Below are 21094 nucleotides of genomic sequence, written 5' to 3'. Positions count from 1 at the left end.
GAGCGCGGGCACCTCCCGCGCGGGAAACCGCACGCTACGGGCCGGACGGTTCGGCACTCGCCGAACCATCGGGGGAACCGGCGCCGAATGCCGAATGCCGAATGCCGAATGCCGAATCCGAAGTGCGAGGACGCGTCGGGCCTGCGGATTCCCCGTCCCCGTCGTTCTCCGCCCGAGGCGCCCGAGGCGCCCGAGGCGCCCGAACGGGCAGGCGGCGAATTCCAGGGGCGGGCGCTATCGTGCGTGGCCGTGGACGCCGCTGATCTCGACCACCGGGCCCGGACGCTGTCCGGCTGCATCCCGCCGGAGCTGGTCTCCCGGCTGCTCGAACGGGGCCACGTCGCCGTGGTGGAATCGGAAGCCGGGCGCGGGGAGTGGTTCTGCGCGGTGGCGTGTGCGCGGTCGCTGGGTGGGCAGGGCCGCCAGGCGGACGCGTGGGAACTGCTCGCCCCCTACGTGGCGACCGGCTGGTGGACGGCCGTCGAAGCCGCGGCCGAGCTGCTGGAGGAATGGGGCCGGGCCGACGAGGCGATCGAGACCGTCCGGATCCGCATGGAGGCCGGGCACCCGGCGGCGCTGGAGTCCTACACCCGCCTTCTCGCCCGGCACGGCCGCGCCGAGGAGGCCTTCGCGCTGTTGGCCCCGCACGCCGACGACTGGGCGCTCGCCACCGCTCTGGTCGACGTCGCCGGTGTCGCCGGCCGCGACGAGGAGGCCGCCGAGCTGCTCACCGCCCGGGTCCGGGCCGGTCACCACTGCGACGGCCCGTGGTGCTGCCGTGGCCTCGACTCCGATACGGCGCTCGGTCTGCCGGCCACGGTCCGCGAGCGCCAGGGCCGCGTCGACGAGGCGGTCGCCCTGCTCGGGCGCCGGCAGATCACCTCGATCGACAGCCGGGACCACCTCGCCGATCTGCTGGCCCGACACGGCCGGATCGAGGAACTGCGCGCCTACGCCGCGAGCGACGGGCACGAGGAGGCCGTGCAGCGGCTGGCGGAGCTGCTGGAGGAGCGCGGGGACCCGGAGGGCGCGATGACGGTTCTCGTGGAGGCCGTCGGGCGCTCGGGCCGGGATCCGAACCTGGCCCACGCGTGCGCACGCCTGCTGGCCGGGCACGGCCGGGGCGACGAGGCGATCGACATGATGCGGGCCCAGGCCGATGCCCACCGGGGGGACGACTGGATCCTGCACGCCCTGTCCGAGCTGTGCCTCGACCTGGGCCGCCCCGCTGACGGCCTGGCCCACCTCGACGCCCTCGCCACCGGGCCCGAGGCCGAGCGGGAGGTCTTCTGGACGCGGCTGTCACTGATCGCCGCCCGCGGCGGGGTGGACGAGGCGGTCGAACGGGCGCGAGCCCACCCCGAAGGCGGCACTTGGTACGCGGCGGAGCACATCGCACGCCTCCTCGCCGATGCCGGACGCACCGCGGAAGCGCCGCCGTCCTCCAGGAACAGGGCGGCGGGAGCGGCCACGGCCTGGCCACGCACCTCATCGACCTCGATCGCGTCGACGAAGCCCTGGCGGTCCTCCGCCCCACCCGCCCCACGACCCCTCCCCTCCCGACCGCACAGCTCTGGTCCCGGGCGACGAGTGACGAGGAGCCGAGGAACAGCCGACGACCACCTGCCCCTTGATCCCGCCTCTGCTTCCGCCCCTGCTTCCGCCCCCTGACCCTGCCCCCGAGCCCCGGACCCGGCGCGCCGGGCGGCGTCCGGGGCTCTTCGGCACTCCGGACACGCGGGCTGTCCCCTCGGCGCACGACCGACGGGCCGCCACCGCCGGCGCCCGCTCCTCACCGGCGCTCCCGGGTACGGCGTAGGGCGGCCTTTCAGGGGAGTTCCTTGCTCAGTTCCTCCGCCGTCTCCCGGAGCAGGGTCAGGAAGGCCTTCGCCGCCGCCGTCGGCGTGCTCGGGGCGGCCGCGCAGATCCGGCGGTACGGGACGTCCTCGGGGTGGATCGTGACCAGGGTGACGTCGGGGCGGACCGACGCCGCCGCCAGCGCGGGAACCAGGGTGACGCCCAGGCCCGCCGCCACCGCGCCCAGTTTGGCGATCCAGTCCTGGGCCAGGAGGCCGGTGCGGGGGCGGAGGCCCGCCTCCAGGGCCGGACGGAACAAGGTGTCCTCCAGCCGTTCGTCGCCCACGATCCACTCCTCGTCGGCCAGTTCCGCCAGCCGCACGTCCCGTCGGCCCGCGTACGGATGCCGGTGTTCCAGGGCCACCAGCACCGGCTCTTCCAGGAGGTGGTGGAGCGTCACCCCCGGCGGCGGGGGAGTGCCCTGTGCCGGGGTGACCACCGCCAGGTCCTCCTCTCCCGCCGCCACCAGCCCCAGGTGCTTCACCGACGGGCCCTCCACCCTGGTCACCACCACCCCCGGATGCCGCTTCCGGAACGCCGCCTGGGCGCGCGGTACGAGGGCGGCGCTCGCACTGGAGAAGGCGCCGAGCCGCAGCAGCCCGCCGTTCAGGGTGCGCAGCGCCGCCAACTCGGCCCGGGCGGCGGCCAGTCGGTCCCGTACCGCCTCCGCGTGCGGCAACAGCACGCGGCCCGCCTCGGTGAGCCGCACCCCGCGCGGCAGCCGCTCGAACAGCTCCGCCCCCCACTCCTCCTCCAGGGACCGCACCTGGCGGGAGACGGCGGACTGCGTGTAGCCGAGGGACCGGGCGGCGGACGTGAAGGAACCGGTGCGGGCGACGGCGAGGAAGGCCTCGTACGAGGCATGCGTCAGGAGCATGGATGCCATGCTAGACATTCGCTTGTCGCATGGAGGGGGGCGTTCTAGCGTCGGGCGCATGGACACCACCGCCGCCGCCTCGCGGAAGACCGCCTTTCTCGGACTCGGATCCATGGGGCTGCCCATGGCCCGCCGCCTCCTCGACGCCGGGTACCCGCTCACCGTCTGGAACCGCACCGCCGCCAAGGCCGCGCCGCTCCTCGACGCCGGGGCCGTCCTCGCCGAGACCCCCGCCGACGCCGTCCGGGACGCCGACGTCGTGATCACCATGCTGGCCGACCCGGCCGCCGCCCGCGCCGTCGCCGACCTCCTGGTCCCCGCCCTGCGCCCGGGCACCCACTGGATCGACACCTCCACCATCGGCCCGGACGCCACCCGCGAGCTCGCCGCCCGCCTCCCCGAGGGGGTCACGCTGATCGACGCGCCCGTCATGGGCAGCGTCGACCGTGCCGCCGCCGGCGAACTGCTGATCCTGGCCGGCGGCGACACCGCGCCGGTGGCGGACGTCCTCGCCCGGCTCGGTACGGTCACCGCCTGCGGCGGACCCGGCGACGGCGCGGCGCTCAAGCTCGTCCTCATCAACGCGGCCATCGGCGGGGTCGCCCTGGTCGCCGAGAGCCTCGCCCTCGCCGACGCGCTCGGTCTGCCCCGCGACCTCGCCCTGCGTACCCTCGGGGCGGGGCCGCTCGGCGGCGCCGTCGGCCGGGTCACCGCCACCGGCTCCCACTTCCCCGTGGCCCTCGCCGCCAAGGACGTGGCCCTGGCCACCGGGACCGCCGAACTGCCCCTCCTGGAGACCGTCCACCGCTTCCTGCTGGCCGACCCTTCCCTGTCGGGGGAGGATCTGGCCTCGGTCGCCCGCTAGGTCCTTCCCGGAAAGCGGCGCCGGACGCATCAGGGCAGGCGCCGCCAGAGGGGAGGGGGCCGGGGCCGTGCCGTCCCGGTGCCCAAGGGGACTACCGCACGTGGTGGTACCAGCGTCGGTGCACCACGGGTTCGACGCACAGCACGGCGGCGCCCGCGATCGCGCCGACCAGGAGGGCCGGGGCTCCGCCCCCGTTGACGAGCGCGCCGAGGCAGGCTGCGGCGATGGCGAGCGGGCGCAGCAGGGTCAGCGGGCCGAGGCCGATGACCACCGCAAGAGTGGCGGCCCGGAAGGGCAGGGCCAGGTACGCCGCGAGCGAGACCGTCACGACGGCGGTGTAGAGGGCGAGCGGGAACAGGTAACCGAGCCCTCCGGCGGTCAGCGTGCCGAAGGCCTCGGCCCGGTCGGAGGCGGTCAGGAGCACGAGGACGGCGGTCAGCGCGGGGGCGAGCAGCAGGACCGCCCCGACGGCCAGCCCGCGCAGGGCCGCTCGCGCCGTGGCCCGGTGCTTGCGGATACGGGCGTCCCGGCCGGCGTAGGCGCGGAACCCGCTGAACGACGCGTCGATCAGGCCGAGCAGCACCAGCGGTATCGCGGGCGTCATCCGACGGCCTCCGCCAGGTGCTCCGGCCCGACCAGCCGGCGTGCGGCCCGCCCCAGCGCCAGACGGAGCGGCGCCTCCAGGTGCGGGCGCACTCCGATGACCGGCCGCAGCGTGGTGCAGAACGGATTCACCGAGCCGCGCGGCTCGTACAGCAGCGGCTGGATGCCGGGCGCGGCGGCGGCGCGCAGCAGTGTCTCGTCGCTGTGCGCGCGCCGCGCGGAGACGACGCCGTCGTGGCGGCCGAGGGGATGGCGCATCCGGGCGCGGTGGAACACCCAGGCGCCGATGGGGGCCAGGCGGGTCGCGACGATGTCGAAGTGGCAGAAGGCGAGCGCCGGAGAGGCCGCCTGGGCCCGGAAGAACTCGCCCAGGGCCGGCCCGCGGAAATGGTGCAGCACGCCGGTGGAGACGTAGACGGTCGCCGCCTCCGGCACGTCGAAGGCGTTTCCGTGGACGAAGCGGCAGCCGAGCCCCTCCGCCCGGGCCAGCCGCTCCGCTTCGCCGACCAGCGCGGCGTCGAGGTCGACCCCCACCAGCTCGACGTCCGCTCCGAGGGCGTTGGTGGCCGCCAGCCAGCGGACCGTGTAGCCCAAGCCGCAACCGACGTCGACCAGCCGGTACGGCCCGGGCCGCTCGCCGGCCGACCGGATCGCGGCGAAGAGCGGGCGGAGCAGATGGACCAGGCGTTCGCCGATCCGTAGCTCCTCGCTCAGGCGCTGGAGCTCGGTGTGCACGCTGATGAGCAGGCGGTCCACGGCGTGCGGGTCGAGTACGCCGTCCTGGTCCGCGGGCAGCCCGGCGACGATCCGGGACCCGCGCTCGTCTCCGCTCCCGAGGAGCCGCTGGACCACTTCGGCGCGCCGGACCGGGATCCGACGGCCGCTGCGCGGGTCCACCGCCGTGATCAGGTCGGAAATCTCAAGCTGGTGCACGAGGCAGAACCCTACGGCCCGCCCCGCCGAGCCCCGCGGCCGGGCGCCGCGCCCACGGGACGTCCACGACCTCCCGGGTTCTCTCGGCAGAGGAGGAAGGCCCAGCACCACGGCTCGTTCTCGAGGCCGGGCTGAGCCGGGCGGGCTGAGCCGGGCTGAGCCGGGCTGGGCTGAGCCGGGCTGGCTGAGCCGGGCGGGCCGGGTCGGGCGGGCTGAGTCGGGCGGGTCGGGTCGGGTGGACTGAGTCGGGCCGGGCTGAGCCGGGCGGGCCGGTGGCGACGTATGGCACCGGCCGCCGACCGTCCCGGGCAAAACCGATGGTGCCAGAGCCCTCGGCCGACAAGACTGCGCCGGTGAACATCCTTCCGCCGTCGCCCGGCCCGCTCCCCGCGCCGGCACCGGACCCGCGCGTCCGTGACGTCGCTGTCGACTACGCGGGCATGGAAGCCTTGGTGGCCGGCCTGGTCGTGCCCGGCGGCGCGTCGATGTACCTCATGAGCGTGATGGAGACGTCCCGCGAACTCATTCGGCACTCCTACTACCGGTACGAGTTCGCCACCGTTGCCGTCACGCATTCCCTGTTCGCCTTGGAGCACGCCCTCGCCGAGCGTCTGGCCGTCGATGAGCCGGTCCAGGTGCTCATCGAGCGGGCCGTCGACGCGGGGCTCGTCCCGGTCGGACTCGCCGACGACCTGGACCGTGGCCGACTGCTGCGCGACAAGCTGGCGCAGGGCACTGTGACGAGTGCCGCTCTCGGCCCGGTCAAGGCCGTCGCCACGGTGCGTGCCGTCTTCGACGCCGTGTCCCTGCTCCTTCGCCCACCCTCCGCGACGGACGCGGCAGCCGTCGGCGCGAGCGGGGCGCGGCCTGAGGACCGACTCGCCCGACTGTGGGAGGAACACCGGCGCGCCCTCTACCCGGACAGCTTCCGCGGCGTTGCCGTCGAGGGCGTGGAACTGATCCTCCTGGACGCCGACGTCGCCGGCCTCGTCCAGGAAGAGCTGAACGGTGGGCTCGACGACAACGGCGTTGCCGTTCTCTGGGCTTGCATCGCCGACCTCGACAAGGTCGTGGCCCCGATCGACTCGGAGTACTGCGCTTCCTACTTCGGGAGACTCCGGACGATGGCCGGGCTCGCGGCAGCCCGCTACACCCCCACCGCGACCTGACGCGTGGGCGGAGTCCGGAACGGGGATCTTCCACGTCGTCCTCTTGTCCGCCCGTCCGCCCGTCCGCGTCCCCCTGTCCGCCCCCCCCTCCCCCTGTCCGCGCCGTCTCCCCGTCCCCGTCCCTTCCGGCCGAGGGCCGTGCGCTGCCGCCTGGGCGTGTGTGCCCGATCGCCACGGCCCGGACCGCCGGCGACTTCTAGGATCTGCGGCATGGCGACACGACTTGTACAGATCAACATGAAGGCCCAGGACCACTCCGCGCTCGGCCGGTTCTGGGCGGAGGCGCTCGGCTGGGAAGTCGACAGCGAGGGGCCCGGCGTGACCAACCTCGAACCCGCCGGCTTCGCGTACCCCGACCCCGCCGCCGTGTGCGTCGACATCATCGCCCACCCGGAACCCAAAACGGTGAAGAACCGCGTGCACCTTGATCTGGCCACCACCTCGGCCGCCCATCAGGCTGAGCTGGTCGCACGCCTGAAGGCTCTCGGCGCGACGCCCGCCGACGTGGGCCAGGGCGACGTCCCGTGGACCGTCATGGCCGACCCGGAAGGCAACGAGTTCTGCGTCCTGGAACCTCGTCCGCTCTATCGGGGCACCGGGCCGATCGCCGCGGTCGTCGTCGACTGCACCGACCCGCGGGAGATGGCCCGGTTCTGGGACGCGGCGATGGACTGGACGCTGCACGAAGTCACCGACGACCACGCGCGCATGCGCTCCGCCAAGGAGGTCGGTCCCTACCTGGAGTTCGTCCGCACCTCCGACCCCAAGAGCGTGTGGAACCGAGTCCACCTCGACGTCCGCCCCTACCCCGGTGACGACCTGGCGGCGGAGGCGGCCCGGCTGCGCGCTCTGGGCGCCACCGACCCGGGCATCGACCAGTCCGCGATCCCCTGGACGGTTCTGGCCGACCCGGAGGGCAACGAATTCTGCCTCCTCGCCCCGCGCTGACCCCGGGCAATGTGGGCGGCCGGCTCCGGGAGGGCATGCGGAGAGGGCGTACCACCATACGGCTACGCCCTCCTGGAGACGCTCGATGCGGCCGGGGGATCGTCGTCGACGGCGCAACACCCCGCCCCGGCTGCTGCGCCCTCCGGAGAAACAGGGACCGCTCGTCGGCGAGTGGAACAGGTACGGGTCGAGGCCGCCGGCCGGCGCGACGACACGGCCGATGAACTGCGCGCCCCCGTCGGGGCCTTCGGCCCGGCCGATCCCGGCGAGACCGAGCGTGACGCGCTCACCGAGGTGGAGCCGTCCGGCCCGCCGCCGGACACGCGGCCCGGCCGCCGGTGCTGAGCGGCCCCAGGCTCTGCCCGGCATACGCGCGACCCCTCACGCTCCGGCCGGCCAGTGTGCTGCCGGCGCTCATCGCCGTCACCGTGGTGCTCGACCTCCTGGACGGGCGCGGGGCTGGCGCAGCGATCGGCGGGGCCCTGACGACGGCCTCCTCGTCGGCACCCAGCCGGTCGCCCGGCTCGCCGTGGTGTTCTGCCAGTCGAGCGGTTCGACTCGCGGCCCGGCCAGCCGGCCGGATTGGGGCGGGCCCGGCCCCCGATGACCTGCCCGACCCCGGCGGCCCGAGCGCCGTACCGCGGCGGCGGCCCACTCCGGAGTCGTCCGGTACGCCCTCCTGGCGGCCCTGATCGGGGCAGCACACCGCGCAGCCCTACCGGGCCGACGCCGGCACCCGCCTCGACGTGCCCGAACCCGGCCTGTGGCCGGGCAGGATCTGGACGGGTCTCGTCGGGTCTCGTCGGGGTCTGGCCGGTTCGCGCGGGACTCGCCGGCCGCGTGGCGCTCGGCGCGGTTCGTGCGGCACGGCGGTGGCCCCGTTCCCCGCCCCTGTGGAACGCCGTCACCGAGGCCGACTGCGGGCTTCCACCGGCGTAAATCCTCCACCGCCACGAGTTGTTCGATCCGGCCCGGCCTTCCTGGCTGATTTCAACGGCGATTGGCAGACCCCCGACTCCTTCTGCGCCGCGGCGGCCGTAGTCGTCCTGGCGGCGGATGCGGGTGCGGGATCGGTGATGGGGCGGTTCCGCGAGGTCCAGGGCTGGGCCCCGGCCGCCGCGCCCCCGTCGGGGAACGCGCCAGGGCAAGGCGCGCTGGTTCGTAGAGCGCACCTTCCGCCGGGCCGCACCGGTTCAAACGGCTTCACACCCGCTCCGAAGTCCGAAGGACGTGCCCACGCGCCGATGTGCCGATGTGCCGGGCCGCGTGCCCGTCGGCCCCGGCGAGGATCGCGTCCGCGTCGGACTTCCCGGCGGCTTCGGACTCATGGACCTGGTTCCGGTCGGGGGCGGCGGTGGCGGTGTACTTCGGTCCGGTGAACGACCCTTGTCCCGGCCGCCCTTGACCCTGACGGTGACGGTGACGGACGGGCGCGGGCCGGCGCAGGCCACGCGAACCCCGAACGAAATCCTCCGGTCGGCGGCGCCCGAGGCCCGGTGCGGTTCTCCGGGGTCACGAGACATACCCACACCGCTCCACCGCCCGCGGAGAACCGAAACGCCGTGGCCCGGCCGCCGTGCTGTCGGCCTGCGCGGGGGAGGACCGCGAGAAGCCCCGGCCCCATCGCCGCCACCGTGGCTCCCGCCCGACGCGCCGTGCCGGCTTCCTTCGCAGCGCTTCTGCGGCCGGCCACGGGTCAGCCGCGCGGCGGCCACGCGTCTGCCGCGGGCCGGGCACGGAAACGTACGAGTTCCACGGCTCGACCCGTTCTGGAACGAACGGTCACGCCACGCAGAACTCGTTGCCCTCCGGGTCCTGCATGATCCACCAGTGTCCGGCCGGCCCGTTGTCCACCTCTCGGAGGCGAGTCGCACCCAGGTCCTCCAGCCTGGCCAACAGCTTGTCGAGGCCGCCGGGTTCGCTGTGGATGTCGAGGTGCAGACGGTTCTTGCCGCCCTTGCTCTCGGGCACTTCCTGGAAGAGCAGCCGTCGACCGCGGCCGACGCCGCTGGTCTCGTCGAAGGGGTCCTCGGGGTGGCGGATCGCGGCGTAGCCGCGGAAGGTCTTGCGGCCGCGATGCTCGGTGACCGCCTCCTCGCCGATCTGACCGGCGGCCAGCAGCTGCCCGATGAGGGCGCCGGGATCCTCCACCTCGTACTCCAAGGCCGCGGCCCAGAAGTCCGCGAGGGCGGGTGCGTTCGTGCTGTCGATGACCAGCTTCCAACCCAACGTCATGTAACCAGTTATAGTAGTTACATGGATTCCTCCGCAACCAAGGGGCTGACGCTGCACTCCCGGACCGGCGTCGCCTACCGGTTCGACCCCGGCGCGCTGTGTCTGGAACTGCTGACCACCGGCGGCCCCGGTCCCTACCGCCGGTACGAGGCCCTGCACGAGCCCGCCGACCTGGCGGCCTGGGCGGACCGGTCGCGGCTGACCCCGACGCCCGCACTGGACATCTCCGAAGCGGAAGTGGCCGACGTGCGCGGGCTGCGCGACGCGCTGTTCCGGGTGGTCATCGCCCACACGCGCGGCGAGCCCCACCCGCCCCGCGACCTGGAGGTCATCAACGAAGCAGCCGCCCGCCCCGCCATGGCCCCCGCCATCACGCCGGCCGGGAAGCGGCAGTGGGCCGGCACCCCCACCGGAACGCACCTGGCGGCCACCGTGGCCCGGGACGCCGTCGAGCTGCTGACCGGCCCCTTCGCCCACCGCATCCGCACCTGCGCCGCCGAGGACTGTCACCTCGTCTACGTCGACACCTCCCGCCCCGGCAGCCGCCGCTGGTGCTCCATGGAGCACTGCGGCAACCGCCACAAGGTCAGGGCGCTGCGCGCCCGCCACACCGAGGAAGGATGACCCGCATGCCCACAGGACTCACCAAGGACGCCGGCTGGCAGATCGGCGTGTCCCGCACGCTGCCCCACCCCGTGCCCCTCGTCTGGGACTTCATCAGCGGCCCCGAAGGCCTCGCCCTCTGGCTCGGCCCCGGCGCGCTCCTCACCCCGGAACGCGGCACCTCCTACCGGACCGCCGGAGGAGTGACGGGCGAGGTACGCGGCTACCGCCCCGCGGACCGCATCCGCGTCACCCACGGCACCACCACGGTCCAGGTCGCCCTCGCCCCCGCGGCCGACGGAGCCCGGACGATGCTCCGCTTCCACCAGGAGCACCTGGCGAGCGCCGAAGAGCGCGAACGGCAGCGGTCGCACTGGCAGCGCGTCATGGACCAGGTCGCTGCGGCCCTCGACCGGCAGTGACGACGGCGCGCGGCACCTGAGGAGAGACCGACGCGTACCGAGACGTACGGAGACGTCTCCCGTGAGCTCGGAGTCGGGGGCCCGCAGTGAGGTCCGTCCCGGGACCGGGAGTGATGTCACATCCATCACGGCAGGTCAGAGCGTTTTCTCGCAGGACTGACGACACGGGCGATCAACCTTGTCCGGCCCCTCCGGAGCGCCCGGGATCTCCGTCATGAACCACTCGGGGAAAGTCGATCAGGACGACATCGTGCGGGCGGGGAACGTGCTGATGGACCCGGCCGAACCCGCCCGCGCGGATGCTCTGTCTGTACGAGGCTCTCGACACGTGCCAGACAGAGCCGCACGACCTGGGCCGGCGCGCCGAGATGCCCGCCATCGGACGACCGTGGCCCGATGGCCTGTCGTCCCCACTCGCTCATCGGGTACGCGCGGATGCTCGACGCCCACGGCGGAGGAGGACGGGCCGCACTCGTCCGGCAAGAGGCACTCGCCCTGCTGACGGAGCCGGCCGATACCGGTGCGCGGACATCCTGGATCGGCTACCGGGCGTCGTTCCGGGCGGTGTTGCTGTCCGTCCCCGGTGCCGAGAGCGATCGGCCCGCGTCCGAGGGGCCGCGCCCCCTTCAGGGACGCCGCCCCCGGAGTGGTCGCCCGACGCCGAGCGGCGCTACTTCGACAGCGGTCATGCCCTCCGTGAACAGGTGGACGCGCTTGCTCCGCGCGCCGCAGAGGATCCGGACCGGCACCTGGCCGAACTGCTCCGGCCGCACCGGGGCTTCACGGTCCGCTCCGCCGTCCACTGACAGCACCGCACGCATCTGTCTCCGGAGCGAGCGCGCTCCCCGGTCGACGACGGAGTGGACCTGGCCCGCCGGCTGTCACGGCACGACCTGGTGGGCGGACCGCGAGCGCCGGCCAGGACCCTGATCGACCGATCGACCGATCGACCTCCCGCACTGCCGCCTGCGAGTTCGGGCCCGCCCTCGATGACTTCCGCGAGGCCCTGAGCCCCCTGGGGAGACCGGCCGCTGAGGTCGCGCCCACCGGCCCCGCCGGCGTGCCCCCCCGATTCCCCGGACCGGTTCTCGGCCGGGACGCCCGCCCGGCCGCGGTCGGGAGGCGGAGTTCCCGGAACGGTGCCTTGGGGCCGCCCTGTGCCCTCGATCCTGGACCCCCGGTCAGAGTGTTCGGGGGGCCGTCGTCCGCTCCGTGGCGTCGGCGGACTCCGAAGCCGGGTGGTCCCTGGAGCCGAACTGCTCACCGATGTTGTCCCACCCGACGCCGTCCTCCCAGCCCGGCTTCGCGGCAGCCCAGCCGAGCAGCGCCGCGAGGACCTTCTCCTGGGAAACGGTCAGGGTCTGGAAGTGCTGCTCGGGGACACCGTCCCGGTATTCGAGCTGGTAGGTGTTGTTCTCGCGCAGCAGGACCTGGATGTACCAGCTGCCTGGCCGCCCCTCCTCCACCCGCTCCACGACCATGTGGGCATCGCCCCGTCGCAGCCTGGCCAGCATCATCCCGATGGCGGGCTCGGTGGCGCGCTTCACCACGTGGCCGCGCTCGTTGGTCGCGATCAGAATGAGGCGATCATCCAACAGGAGGCTGACCCGCTGGGAGAGGCCCTGAGCGGGGCGGTCAAGGACCGGTGGCACGGGACAGTGGTGTTGAAACGGATCGGTCGTGTGCCGGGCCTTGAGGCGACGCTCACCCCCCGTCCGCGCGCTCCGTTCCTGCTGGTCCAGCCGGAAGCCGTCGTTCACCGTCCCGGTCGTGCGCGGCCGCGACGTCGTGGCGGTGGACGTCACGGGAGTGAGCCGGTCGTCGCGGCCGGCACCCCCGCGACGAGGGGAGGCTCCGCCCGGCCCTGCGCCGCACCTGAGTGAACGCGGTACCCACCACCTGACGCCCCCTCTCCCTCCGACCGCCGAGCGCGGTCCGTACGGCGCGGCACACCAACCCCCCCTCCGTACACGGCGCGCCCGGGCACCGCCGCACATGGCCCGCATGCCCGGCTTCTAGGGCCTGTCTTCAGTCGCGATCAACGAGGCGGCAGATCGGTGAACATCATCGGTCCTGAGCGGTCCGGTTTCTCCCATCGAGCCGCTGGTACCTGCGGCTGGTCAAGCCGACTGCGACCCAGGTGGCGAAGAGGACAATGGCCGCGACGGCGCCCGCGACGGTGTCTGTGAAGACCAGCGCGAGCAGGGCCGTGATCATCGTGATTGTCCCGGCCGAAGACATGGTGAAGGAGTCGGCGCGCAGGATGATGCGAAGGAAACGTGAGGGTGAGGCGTCGGTCATGGCGTATCCATTCTGGGGACAGGACCTACCGTAATCAACGGGGTTGTAGGAGGCTGCCGATCCAGATAGTCGCTGCGCGGAGGCGAAGTCCGGTTGGCGGCCTGGTCCCTTTTCTCTGGAATCACTGCCCTGATGTGTCGTTTACGCAGGTAGGCGCGGTAGGCACGGTTGGCGCGGCTGGAGTACGCCTTGTCGCCGCAGGCCCGGTCCGGACGCGTCCGGGGCCTGCCAGGCCCGATGCGGGCCACATTCAGGGCCTGCATGAGCGGGATGAACATCGGGCTGTCCCCGCCCTGCCCGGGCGAGACAGCCAGACCAGAGGCCGACAACGGTCGCCGGCCGGCAGATGGACCTTGCTGGCCAGCCCGCCCCGGGAACGCCCCAGGCGTCACGCCCGTCTTCGTCCCCACGTGCGCCACCCCCTTTCCCTTTTCGGGGTGGTCCTTCGGAGGCCAGTGTCTGGCTCCGGCCGCATGCTGGTGGGCCCGGCAGGCGGTCGAGTCAACGTTGACCGCCCACGCACCGTCGGCGTCCTTCGCACCGGCGTCGGCACTGGCTTGCAAGGCACGCAGGATTCTTGACCGGGTACCGTCGGTCGACCAGTGGCGGTGTCGTTCATACACGGTCTGCCACGTTCCATAGCGTTCGGGCAGGTCACGCCGGGGAATCCCCGTCCGTGTCCGATAGAGCACCCCGTTGATCACTGTGCGGTGATCAGCCCACCGCCCGCCCGGGCCGCCTGCCTCCGGCAGCAGCGGAGCCATCCGCTCCCACTGAGCATCCGCCAGTTCATGCCGACGCACCATGCCGAACTCCTGCCCGGAACGGCGGCTGACCCACCACCGAGCAAGAGCCATCAGACACTGCCTAGGCCGCGCCCGCCGTCCGGGCCCCTCGGAAGAGCACCGGGAGCCACAGGAGACATGCCAGCAGGGGGACCGCGGCGTAGGCGGCCATGCCCACGCTGGAGCCCCACCCGTCCATGAGCGCGCCGAGGACGAGGTAGCCGACGCCGATGAGCGCCGACTCCACGAACCTGATCATCGACAGCAGGCTCGCCCGGTGGCGCGACGGCACCGCCTCGTTGAACACGTTGTCCACGATCACGGCGGTGATCTCGGGAATTCCGACTAGGACCAGGAACGCGGCGATGGTGACCCAGACGAGGCCGAAGCCGCTCAGACCGAGCGCCGCGGCGAGCGTCAGGAGGGACACCGGGACGATGACCCGGTATCCGATACGCCGGTCCGCGCGGTCCGACAGCAAGGGAGTGAGCCCGCCGACGAAGAATCCCGCCGATATGACCACGCTGACCAACGCGGTGCCCGCTCCCTGATCGGAGAGGGTCTTCTGGGTGAAAATGATGTACGGCGTCAGAGTCGCGTGCATCAGTCCGGACACCACGACGAGCGTCACGAGCGCCGGCGTGGCGACCCGGAGCATCGCCCGCCACGCTGTGGCGTCGCCGTGCTCCTCCCCGGCTCCGGCCCGCTCGTCCACCGCGTCCGCGCCGCGGATCTCGGGCACCCGCGACAGCAGCACCACCACGGCCAGGACGAGGCACGCCGCCGAACCGGCGTAGACGAATCCCCAGGAGATCCGCTGCAGTTGGCCGCCGAGGACGATGGCGGCTCCCGAGGTGACCGTCCCGAGCATGGTGAACCGGGAGTTGACCTTGACGTAGTCGGCCGTCGCGCCACGGCGCACGAGCAGGTCGTACAGCAGGGCGGTGTCCGAACCGGACACGCACGCCATGCCCACGCCCTGCCCGATGAACAGCGTGAGGAACACCCAGTAGTTGGAGAACGTCATCTGGCCGATCAGACATCCGGCGATCAGGAGCTGGCCGATCACGATGCTGGCACGCCTGCCGATCCGGTCGGCGATGACTCCCGTCGGCAACTCCGCGAGTCCGCTGACCAGATAGAGCAGTGTCTGGAGCAGGGCCACTTGCCCGGCGGAGAAACCGCGCTGCTGGAGGAAGAGGACGAATACACCGCGCTGGAAAAGCGTGTTGGCGAGCACGGCGTACACGTAGAACGGGCGCGTGACGCTCCGTGCCCCGCCGTCGACCGCGGCCGACCCGCCGAGGGTTTTTGTGGTGCCTGTCATGTTGTGGCCCCCCGGTCACTCTGATGATCGCTGGAGAGTGTCTCATGTGGCGGTTCCTGCGGACTTCCCGCAGCGGGCCGGAGCGGACCGGAACGGGTCGGGCCGGGGCGGCGGCCACGGCCGGGCCCCGCTCCGCCGCTCGTCGCGGACCGCGCAAGGGATCTTGAGGCCAGGAGCGGCCCGTGGCAGGCTCGTGCCGCATGATCGATGAATTCGCGAAGGACACCCTGCACGGCAGGCTGCGGCGGGACCGCGAGGCGCTCCTCTGGAAACTCGACGGCCTGTCCGAATACGACGCCCGCCGGCCTCTGACGGCGACCGGGACCAACCTCCTCGGCCTGGTCAAGCACGTGGCCACCGTCGAGGCCAGGTACTTCGGCGAGGTCTTCGACCGCCCTTCCCCGGAACCGCTGCCCCGCTGGCAGGACTCCGACGGCGGCGACCAGTGGGCGACCGAGGACGAGACCCGCGATCAGATCGTCGGGTTCTACCGGCGCACCTGGGAACACTCGGACGCGACGATCGAGGAGCTTCCCCTCGACGCCCCCGGCCACGTGCCGTGGTGGCCGGAGCCCTTCCTCCGTACGAACCTGTTCGCCGTCCTCGTCCACGTCCTCGGCGAGACCGTCCGGCACGCCGGGCACGCCGACATCCTGCGCGAGGGCCTCGACGGCCGGACCGGATTGCGCGCCGAACAGGAGGGGCGGATCGACGAGGAGGCCCGTGCGGCCCACTGCGCGAAGATCGAGCGGGCCGCCAGGTCGGCGGCATCGGTCAAGCCCTGAAGGCTGTTCCGTCCTCCGCGCGAACCCGGGCGAGCCGCGTGCCGCTGCTCCCCGCGCACGCGGAGATGACCTCCGCGCACGCGGAGACGACCCCCGGCCGGGCGGAGACGGCCCCCGCGCACGCGAATGCCCCCGACGCCGTCCCGGGGGCTCACCGGCGCCCCGGATGCCATTCGGCGAGGAGGACGGTGGCGTCGTCGCCGAGACGCTGGTCCTGGTGCACGAGGATCTGCTGGATCAGGCGGCGCAGCGCTTCGGGCGCGGGAAGACCGTCGGTCAAGGCGCGGACGACGATGTCGGGCAGGTGCTCCTCGCCGAACAGCTCGCCGGTGGCGGAGCGCGCGTCGGTGACGCCGTCGGTGAAGAACAGCAGCCGGTCGCCGGGCTGCGGGTGGGCCGTGTGCGCCGGCGGGGTCGGGATGCCGTAGCCGGTCAGCCCCAGACGCCGTCCGGTGTCCTGCACGAGGCGGGGTGTCGAGCGGGGCGCGAGGCGGTGGGAGGAGGCCGGCACGTCGGCCGGGACCGAGCCCAGGGGGTCGTTGTCCACCGGCGCCGCCTGCCCTTCGCCGTCGGTCACCGGCCGGACCCGGTCACCCTCCCCTCATGCGCCGGGACGGGGCGGCTCGCGGGGGAGGCCGCGCCCCGCCTCGTGTCCTGACCCGCGTCCCGCTCCGCCGGGGAAGGGGTTCCGCTCCTCCCTGTCCGTCCCTGAACATCCGGTTTGCGTCCGGGGCCGTGGGGCACGCGGACCTCCATGGATCCTGGCCCCAGGAGGGCGGGACGGAACAGCGCGACTCTGCGAGAGAACGCGAAAGGGTGAGAGCCGATGTCGACCGGAATCGTCCTGGTCGTCGTCGCGGTCGTCGTCGCCGGGCTCGCCGCCGGCCTGGCGGTGCGCCGCCGGCGGCGGGCGCGACTGCGCGAGCGCTTCGGGGCCGAGTACGAACGGGCCGTCGAGGCGACCGGCAGCAGACGGGCCGCGGAACAGGAACTGGACGCCCGCGAACGCCGCTTCGCCGACCTGGGGGTCAGGCCCCTGTCCGGTGAGGCGCGCGAGCAGTACGCCCTGCGGTGGGCGCGCGTCCAGGAGGAGTTCGTGGACCGGCCCGAGGCCGCGGTCCACGACGCCGACGAGCTGGTGGCGGAGCTGATGCGCGACCGCGGTTACCCCGACGAGGGGTACGAGCAGCGGCTGCGCGACCTGTCCGTACGACACGGCCGCGCTCTGGAGCAGTACAGGGAGGCCCTGGAGGTCCACGCCATGAGCACCTCCAGGTCCGCCACCACCGAACAGCTGAGGGGCGCGATGACGCGCTACCGCACCCTCTTCGACGACCTGCTCGCCGACGGCGAGCCGACCGGCGCCCGCCGGTCCTGACGCGGAGGCAGGAGAGATGCGACACCACGACACGTCCGAGCGTACGACTCAGGCACCGAGCCGCCCGGACCAGCCGTACCACCCGGACCCGACGGACCGGAGCCCCGGGTACGAGACCGCCCGCCCCGACACACTACTGAGGGGGCAGAACCGTTCCGGCCACGCGCGCCCCGCGTCCGGGACGACCGGGGGCACCGCGGCGCGCCCCCCGGAGGACAGCCCGACGGTCGCGCCGACCCCGAAGGGACCCGCGGGTCCCGGTGAGGCGGACCCCCGCCGGCCCGCGCCGCCGGACCCCGCCGCCCGTCCGGAAACCCCGGACAGCCCCACGGTCGCCCCCACCCCGCCCCCGGCCCGGCACGACGGCGGGCCGCAGCACGCCCGGCCCGCCGACCCCCGGCAGGCCACGCCCGGACAACCGTCCGCACCCCGGACCCCGCCCGTGCCCTCCGCGCCCCCGGGCCCCGCACCCACCGGCCACGCCCGTCACGCCGCGCCCGCTTCCGGGCGCCCGGACCAGGACGCGCACGGCACCGGCGCGGACACGGAGGGCATCCCGGACCTGCTCGGCACCGAGGAGGAGGCGGAGTTCCTCAGGCGCTGGCACGAGGTCCAGGGCCGCTTCGTCGACGACCCCCGCCAGGCGGTCCACGCGGCGGACGTGCTCGTCGGCGACGTGATGAGGAACCTGGCCGACACCTTCGCCCGGCACCGGAACAGCCTGGAGAGCCAGTGGAGCCAGGGGCTGGAGGCGGACACCGAGAGCCTGCGCCGCGCCCTGTGCCAGTACCGCGCCCTGTTCCACCGCCTCCTGTCCACCTGACCCCCGCCCGGGTGCCCCTCCCGGCCCCCGGCCCTGGCATCCGGCCCCGGCATCCGGCCCGGTGGTGCGTACGGCTTCCCGGCCCGCACCGCCGGGCCCTCGGCACGCCCCGGCGGTTCCCGGAGGAGAGGGCCGACCCGTTCGCACCCGGAACCGGGAGGGAGCCGTACGCGACGACGCCCCGCGCCGTACTCCGCGCGGGGCGCCGTCACGCCGTCGTCAGCGGCGGCCGAGAAGGCGTCGCTCCCGGGCGCGCCCGCGCGGGGCGGTGACGGGGGCGGACGCGGAGGCGCGGCCGGCGGTCCGCGGGTCGGCGAGGACCCGGGCGCAGGCCGCCGCGTCGGGCCGGACGTCGGGGGAGCGGGCGGTCATGGCCGTCAGCAGCCCGGCGAGCCCGGTCGCGAGGCCCGGCGGAAGCACCGGGGGGCGGTCCAGGTGCGCCAGCGCGGCCTCCAGCGGAGCTCCGCCGTACTCGGCCTCGCCCTTCAGCGCTTCGAGGAGCACCAGACCGAGGCTGTACACGTCGGCGGCGGGCCCCGTGTTCCGGCCCAGGGCCTGCTCGGGCGCCATGTAGGAGGCGGTCCCGACGAACGTCCCGTCGCCCGCGGACGCGTCGGCCGAGGACCCTCCGAAGCGGCGCGAGATGCCGAAGTCCGAGAGGAGCGGGGTCTCCCCCCTGTCCAGCAGGATGTTCGACGGCTTGACGTCGCGGTGGACGACCCCGTGGGCGTGCACATGGGCGAGGGCCGAGGCCAGGGCCGCGCCCGTCCGGCAGGTCTCGGCGGGCGTGAGGACAGCCCGGGCTATCCGCCGCCGCAGGGTCGTCCCGCGCACGAGCCGGAGCACCAGGAAGGGACGGCCCTCGTCGTCACCGGTGTCGTAGAGCGTCACCAGGCCGGGATGGTGCATCCGCGCCAGGAGCCGGGCCTCCTCACCGCACTGCGCGTGGGCCCTGCCCGCGTCCGTCGGGCGGAACACCTTCACCGCCACCGGACGCCGCAGCCTCAGGTCCAGGGCCTCGTACACGTCGGCCGCGCCGCCGCGGCCCAGAAGGCGGTCGAGTCGGTAGCGGCCGGCGACGGCGTGGGCCGCCGGCGCGGGATCCGGGTGGACGGGCCTCGTACGGACCTGCATCGATGCTCCCTGGAGGTGGGGCCGGCCGCTGCCGGCGGGCCGGTCGACGGGGGCGCCGCCCGTTCGGGCGTGCGCGGGCTCGCGCCTGTCGCGTGCCCCGTCGCGCCATGAACATCCCCTGGGGGAGGGCGAGGACGGCGGGAGAACGTGCCGGGGCGGGCCGGAGGGCGCCGGGATCCGGCCTTCCCCGGGATCCGGTTCTCCCCGGGATCCGGCTTCCGGGGATCCGGCTTCCCGGGTTCCGGTCTTCCTCAAGACGGCGGAATGATCCCCGGACCCCCGGGTACGCGGACGCTGTCCGACCCGTATGGGAGGAGCGGACACGGCCAGGGAACGCTCGCCTGCGCGAGTGCCGTCGGCGGACGGCGCCCGTGCGCGGCGTCCCCGGCGTCCGTGGCCGCCGGCGACCGCCGGCACGACCCGCTCCGAGGCGGCGCGCACGACCGCTGCCGGGCCATGCGTGAACCCGGAGACAGCGAACCCAGCGACAGCGAACGCAGCGAACACAGCGACAGTGAACACAGCGACGGAGGAGTGACACGATGACCGATCATCTGTGGTCCTACAGCACGGAGTCCGGCCACCTCGCGGGCACCGATCTCACCGGATGGAAGGTCGAGGCGTCCGACGGGCACATCGGCAAGGTGGACAAGCACTCCGACGAGGTGGACGACTCCTACCTGGTCGTGGACACGGGCGTCTGGATCTTCGGCAAGGAGGTGTTGATCCCGGCGAGCACGGTGGACCGCGTCGACCTGGAGGGGCACACGCTCTACCTCGCCCTGTCCAAGGAACAGGTCAAGAACGCCCCCGAGTTCGTCTCCGACAAGCACCTCGCCGACCAGCAGTACCGCGAGGAGATCGCCCAGCACTACCGGACGGGCGGCCCCTTCCCGGGCGGCATGAGCCATTTCTGACGAGCCGTCGGCGATCCAGCGGAGCAACACCCCCGCCCCACCCCACCCCATCCCATCCGAAGAAAGGTGTCGGCATGTCGAAGGTAGAGGAGTCCGTCGAGGTCGAGGTCCCGGTCCGTGCCGCGTACGACCAGTGGACCCAGTTCGAGACGTTCCCGCGCTTCATGGAGGGAGTGGAGCGGATCGACCAGCGGACGGACACGCTCACCCACTGGGTCACGGAGATCGGCGGTGTGCGGCGCGAGTTCGACGCCGTCGTCACCGAGCAGATCCCGGACGAACGCGTCGCCTGGACGACCGTCGAGGGCGAGGCGCGCCAGGCGGGCGTGGTCACGTTCCACCGTCTCGACGAGCGCCGCACGAAGGTCATGCTCCAGATGGACTTCGCCCCCGAGGGACTGACCGAACAGGTCGGCGACAAGCTCGGGTTCGTCAAGCGCAAGGTGACCGGGGACCTCAAGCGGTTCAAGTCGTTCATCGAGGAGCGAGGCGGCCAGGAGACCGGCGCCTGGCGCGGATCGGTCTGAGCGGCCGGTGAACGCGCCCGGGGGACCGGAACCCGGCCGACGCGGACGATCCGCGCCGTGAGCCCCCGGCAGACGCCCGGAGGCGCCCCCGAAGACGCCCACGAGACGTTCTGGAGGCGCCCCAGAGGCGCCCCAGAGGCGCCCCAGAGGCGCCCCAGAGGCGCCCCAGAGGCGCCCCAGAGGCGCCCCAGAGGCGCCCACGAGACGCCGTGGAGACCTGGTGTGGCAGGGGTGACAGGAGTCGAACCTGCGGCATCCGGTTTTGGAGACCGGCGCTCTGACCGTCTGAGCTACACCCCTTCGGTGTGAGGGAAGCCTCCCACCCCGGCCGAGGCCGGCGCCACGGGATATCGCGGCCGGCCGAACGGCCGCCCCTTCCGCGGGCCGACGGCCCCGCGACCGCCCCGCCCGGGCCCCCCGGCGCGGGGCGGTCGTCTGCCCGCGGGGCCGGCGGCCGGGGGAGAGGGACGTGACTCCGTCTCCGGGCGCCGGAAGGGGAGACCGGCCGGCACCCCGGAGGCAGGGCGACGGTCCGCTTCCCGTCCCGGCCCCCAGCGCCCCGGTTCCCGATCCGCCCCGCACGGCCCGCCATTCGGATCCGCCGG

At 73.6% G+C, this 21094-nt stretch carries 22 protein-coding genes and 1 tRNA gene; 12 read left to right on the top strand and 11 right to left on the bottom strand.

What is annotated here, in order from left to right; all coding sequences use genetic code 11:
• Nucleotides 1-249: 249 nt before the first annotated feature.
• Complete coding sequence (locus ACF1ED_RS08270; protein WP_391757833.1) at nucleotides 250-1671, top strand: hypothetical protein; 1422 nt, start codon at nucleotides 250-252, stop codon at nucleotides 1669-1671.
• A 157-nt stretch (nucleotides 1672-1828) separates the two neighbouring features.
• Here ACF1ED_RS08270 and ACF1ED_RS08265 read toward each other — a convergent pair whose 3' ends face one another.
• Nucleotides 1829-2734: a LysR family transcriptional regulator gene (locus tag ACF1ED_RS08265; protein ID WP_391757831.1), complete on the bottom strand. Its 906-nt coding sequence runs from the start codon at nucleotides 2732-2734 to the stop codon at nucleotides 1829-1831.
• A gap of 58 nt (nucleotides 2735-2792) precedes the next feature.
• On the opposite strand from ACF1ED_RS08265, the gene ACF1ED_RS08260 reads away from it, so the two are divergent.
• Nucleotides 2793-3599 (top strand): NAD(P)-dependent oxidoreductase, encoded by an 807-nt coding sequence (locus ACF1ED_RS08260; RefSeq protein ID WP_391757829.1) that lies wholly within the window; start codon nucleotides 2793-2795, stop codon nucleotides 3597-3599.
• A gap of 91 nt (nucleotides 3600-3690) precedes the next feature.
• On the opposite strand, the gene ACF1ED_RS08255 is transcribed toward ACF1ED_RS08260, so the two are convergent.
• On the bottom strand, nucleotides 3691-4203 hold the full coding sequence (locus ACF1ED_RS08255; RefSeq protein ID WP_391757827.1) for a hypothetical protein: 513 nt from the start codon (nucleotides 4201-4203) through the stop codon (nucleotides 3691-3693).
• The gene (locus tag ACF1ED_RS08250) at nucleotides 4200-5135 is read right to left on the bottom strand and encodes a class I SAM-dependent methyltransferase (RefSeq protein ID WP_391757825.1); all 936 of its coding nucleotides are present in this window, start codon (nucleotides 5133-5135) and stop codon (nucleotides 4200-4202) included. The genes ACF1ED_RS08255 and ACF1ED_RS08250 overlap by 4 nt, the downstream gene beginning before the upstream one ends.
• Nucleotides 5136-5488: 353 nt before the next feature.
• Here ACF1ED_RS08250 and ACF1ED_RS08245 point away from each other — a divergent pair, with 353 nt between their 5' ends.
• The 3 genes from ACF1ED_RS08245 to ACF1ED_RS08235 all read left to right on the top strand — a co-directional run bounded on the left by ACF1ED_RS08245 (nucleotide 5489) and on the right by ACF1ED_RS08235 (nucleotide 7597).
• Nucleotides 5489-6304, top strand: coding sequence for a hypothetical protein (locus ACF1ED_RS08245; RefSeq protein WP_391757823.1), 816 nt, complete (start codon nucleotides 5489-5491; stop codon nucleotides 6302-6304).
• 210 nt (nucleotides 6305-6514) lie between these two features.
• The gene (locus ACF1ED_RS08240) at nucleotides 6515-7252 is read left to right on the top strand and encodes a VOC family protein (RefSeq protein WP_391757821.1); all 738 of its coding nucleotides are present in this window, start codon (nucleotides 6515-6517) and stop codon (nucleotides 7250-7252) included.
• A 171-nt stretch (nucleotides 7253-7423) separates the two neighbouring features.
• Entirely contained in the window at nucleotides 7424-7597 is a 174-nt protein-coding gene (locus ACF1ED_RS08235) for a hypothetical protein (RefSeq protein ID WP_391757819.1), read from the top strand.
• Between the two features lie 1437 nt (nucleotides 7598-9034).
• On the opposite strand, the gene ACF1ED_RS08230 is transcribed toward ACF1ED_RS08235, so the two are convergent.
• Nucleotides 9035-9487 carry a VOC family protein gene (locus ACF1ED_RS08230; protein WP_391757817.1) on the bottom strand — a complete coding sequence of 151 codons (453 nt, stop codon included), beginning with the start codon at nucleotides 9485-9487 and terminating at the stop codon, nucleotides 9035-9037.
• Between the two features lie 21 nt (nucleotides 9488-9508).
• Between ACF1ED_RS08230 and ACF1ED_RS08225 the strand changes: the two genes are divergently transcribed.
• Together ACF1ED_RS08225 and ACF1ED_RS08220 are read left to right on the top strand one after the other, a co-directional pair.
• Nucleotides 9509-10111 (top strand): CGNR zinc finger domain-containing protein, encoded by a 603-nt coding sequence (locus ACF1ED_RS08225; protein ID WP_391757815.1) that lies wholly within the window; start codon nucleotides 9509-9511, stop codon nucleotides 10109-10111.
• A 5-nt stretch (nucleotides 10112-10116) separates the two neighbouring features.
• A complete protein-coding gene (locus ACF1ED_RS08220) occupies nucleotides 10117-10512 on the top strand; it encodes an SRPBCC domain-containing protein (RefSeq protein WP_391757813.1) in 396 nt (131 codons plus the stop codon).
• A 1181-nt stretch (nucleotides 10513-11693) separates the two neighbouring features.
• Here ACF1ED_RS08220 and ACF1ED_RS08215 read toward each other — a convergent pair.
• From ACF1ED_RS08215 to ACF1ED_RS08200, 4 genes are all read right to left on the bottom strand, one after another.
• Entirely contained in the window at nucleotides 11694-12164 is a 471-nt protein-coding gene (locus ACF1ED_RS08215) for a hypothetical protein (RefSeq protein ID WP_391757811.1), read from the bottom strand.
• Nucleotides 12165-12576: 412 nt separating this feature from the next.
• On the bottom strand, nucleotides 12577-12813 hold the full coding sequence (locus ACF1ED_RS08210) for a hypothetical protein (RefSeq protein WP_391757809.1): 237 nt from the start codon (nucleotides 12811-12813) through the stop codon (nucleotides 12577-12579).
• Nucleotides 12810-13619 (bottom strand): IS5 family transposase, encoded by an 810-nt coding sequence (locus ACF1ED_RS08205; RefSeq protein ID WP_391757807.1) that lies wholly within the window; start codon nucleotides 13617-13619, stop codon nucleotides 12810-12812. Before ACF1ED_RS08205 ends, ACF1ED_RS08210 begins: the two co-directional genes overlap by 4 nt.
• A 61-nt stretch (nucleotides 13620-13680) precedes the next feature.
• Nucleotides 13681-14925, bottom strand: a complete 1245-nt coding sequence (locus ACF1ED_RS08200) for an MFS transporter (RefSeq protein ID WP_391757805.1) — start codon at nucleotides 14923-14925, stop codon at nucleotides 13681-13683.
• Nucleotides 14926-15125: 200 nt separating this feature from the next.
• Here ACF1ED_RS08200 and ACF1ED_RS08195 point away from each other — a divergent pair, with 200 nt between their 5' ends.
• Nucleotides 15126-15710 carry a DinB family protein gene (locus tag ACF1ED_RS08195; protein WP_391757803.1) on the top strand — a complete coding sequence of 195 codons (585 nt, stop codon included), beginning with the start codon at nucleotides 15126-15128 and terminating at the stop codon, nucleotides 15708-15710.
• A 151-nt stretch (nucleotides 15711-15861) separates the two neighbouring features.
• Here ACF1ED_RS08195 and ACF1ED_RS08190 read toward each other — a convergent pair whose 3' ends face one another.
• Entirely contained in the window at nucleotides 15862-16287 is a 426-nt protein-coding gene (locus ACF1ED_RS08190; protein ID WP_391757801.1) for a SpoIIE family protein phosphatase, read from the bottom strand.
• A 249-nt stretch (nucleotides 16288-16536) separates the two neighbouring features.
• On the opposite strand from ACF1ED_RS08190, the gene ACF1ED_RS08185 reads away from it, so the two are divergent.
• Both ACF1ED_RS08185 and ACF1ED_RS08180 read left to right on the top strand, forming a co-directional pair.
• Nucleotides 16537-17088 (top strand): hypothetical protein, encoded by a 552-nt coding sequence (locus ACF1ED_RS08185; protein ID WP_391757799.1) that lies wholly within the window; start codon nucleotides 16537-16539, stop codon nucleotides 17086-17088.
• Nucleotides 17089-17530: 442 nt separating this feature from the next.
• On the top strand, nucleotides 17531-17911 hold the full coding sequence (locus ACF1ED_RS08180; protein WP_391757797.1) for a hypothetical protein: 381 nt from the start codon (nucleotides 17531-17533) through the stop codon (nucleotides 17909-17911).
• Nucleotides 17912-18130: 219 nt separating this feature from the next.
• On the opposite strand, the gene ACF1ED_RS08175 is transcribed toward ACF1ED_RS08180, so the two are convergent.
• Nucleotides 18131-19045: a serine/threonine-protein kinase gene (locus tag ACF1ED_RS08175; protein WP_391757795.1), complete on the bottom strand. Its 915-nt coding sequence runs from the start codon at nucleotides 19043-19045 to the stop codon at nucleotides 18131-18133.
• 542 nt (nucleotides 19046-19587) lie between these two features.
• Between ACF1ED_RS08175 and ACF1ED_RS08170 the strand changes: the two genes are divergently transcribed.
• Together ACF1ED_RS08170 and ACF1ED_RS08165 are read left to right on the top strand one after the other, a co-directional pair.
• Nucleotides 19588-19962: a PRC-barrel domain-containing protein gene (locus ACF1ED_RS08170; RefSeq protein ID WP_391757793.1), complete on the top strand. Its 375-nt coding sequence runs from the start codon at nucleotides 19588-19590 to the stop codon at nucleotides 19960-19962.
• Nucleotides 19963-20036: 74 nt separating this feature from the next.
• On the top strand, nucleotides 20037-20489 hold the full coding sequence (locus ACF1ED_RS08165; RefSeq protein WP_391757791.1) for an SRPBCC family protein: 453 nt from the start codon (nucleotides 20037-20039) through the stop codon (nucleotides 20487-20489).
• Nucleotides 20490-20712: 223 nt separating this feature from the next.
• Here ACF1ED_RS08165 and ACF1ED_RS08160 read toward each other — a convergent pair.
• Nucleotides 20713-20789 (bottom strand) — tRNA-Trp (locus ACF1ED_RS08160).
• Nucleotides 20790-21094 lie beyond the last annotated feature (305 nt).

This window comes from Streptomyces sp. NPDC014656 (assembly GCF_043084305.1).
Taxonomy (GTDB): Bacteria; Actinomycetota; Actinomycetes; order Streptomycetales; family Streptomycetaceae; genus Streptomyces.
This window is presented reverse-complemented; position numbering and strand designations above follow the sequence as displayed.

Excerpts from the sequence above, each read along its gene's own strand:
- ACF1ED_RS08265 (WP_391757831.1), bottom strand. The coding sequence starts at position 2,734 with ATGCTCCTGACGCATGCCTCGTACGAGGCCTTCCTCGCCGTCGCCCGC.
- ACF1ED_RS08260 (WP_391757829.1), top strand. The coding sequence starts at position 2,793 with ATGGACACCACCGCCGCCGCCTCGCGGAAGACCGCCTTTCTCGGACTC.
- ACF1ED_RS08255 (WP_391757827.1), bottom strand. The coding sequence starts at position 4,203 with ATGACGCCCGCGATACCGCTGGTGCTGCTCGGCCTGATCGACGCGTCG.
- ACF1ED_RS08240 (WP_391757821.1), top strand. The coding sequence starts at position 6,515 with ATGGCGACACGACTTGTACAGATCAACATGAAGGCCCAGGACCACTCC.
- ACF1ED_RS08230 (WP_391757817.1), bottom strand. The coding sequence starts at position 9,487 with ATGACGTTGGGTTGGAAGCTGGTCATCGACAGCACGAACGCACCCGCC.
- ACF1ED_RS08225 (WP_391757815.1), top strand. The coding sequence starts at position 9,509 with ATGGATTCCTCCGCAACCAAGGGGCTGACGCTGCACTCCCGGACCGGC.
- ACF1ED_RS08220 (WP_391757813.1), top strand. The coding sequence starts at position 10,117 with ATGCCCACAGGACTCACCAAGGACGCCGGCTGGCAGATCGGCGTGTCC.
- ACF1ED_RS08210 (WP_391757809.1), bottom strand. The coding sequence starts at position 12,813 with ATGACCGACGCCTCACCCTCACGTTTCCTTCGCATCATCCTGCGCGCC.
- ACF1ED_RS08205 (WP_391757807.1), bottom strand. The coding sequence starts at position 13,619 with ATGGTGCGTCGGCATGAACTGGCGGATGCTCAGTGGGAGCGGATGGCT.
- ACF1ED_RS08200 (WP_391757805.1), bottom strand. The coding sequence starts at position 14,925 with ATGACAGGCACCACAAAAACCCTCGGCGGGTCGGCCGCGGTCGACGGC.
- ACF1ED_RS08195 (WP_391757803.1), top strand. The coding sequence starts at position 15,126 with ATGATCGATGAATTCGCGAAGGACACCCTGCACGGCAGGCTGCGGCGG.
- ACF1ED_RS08185 (WP_391757799.1), top strand. The coding sequence starts at position 16,537 with ATGTCGACCGGAATCGTCCTGGTCGTCGTCGCGGTCGTCGTCGCCGGG.
- ACF1ED_RS08175 (WP_391757795.1), bottom strand. The coding sequence starts at position 19,045 with ATGCAGGTCCGTACGAGGCCCGTCCACCCGGATCCCGCGCCGGCGGCC.
- ACF1ED_RS08170 (WP_391757793.1), top strand. The coding sequence starts at position 19,588 with ATGACCGATCATCTGTGGTCCTACAGCACGGAGTCCGGCCACCTCGCG.
- ACF1ED_RS08165 (WP_391757791.1), top strand. The coding sequence starts at position 20,037 with ATGTCGAAGGTAGAGGAGTCCGTCGAGGTCGAGGTCCCGGTCCGTGCC.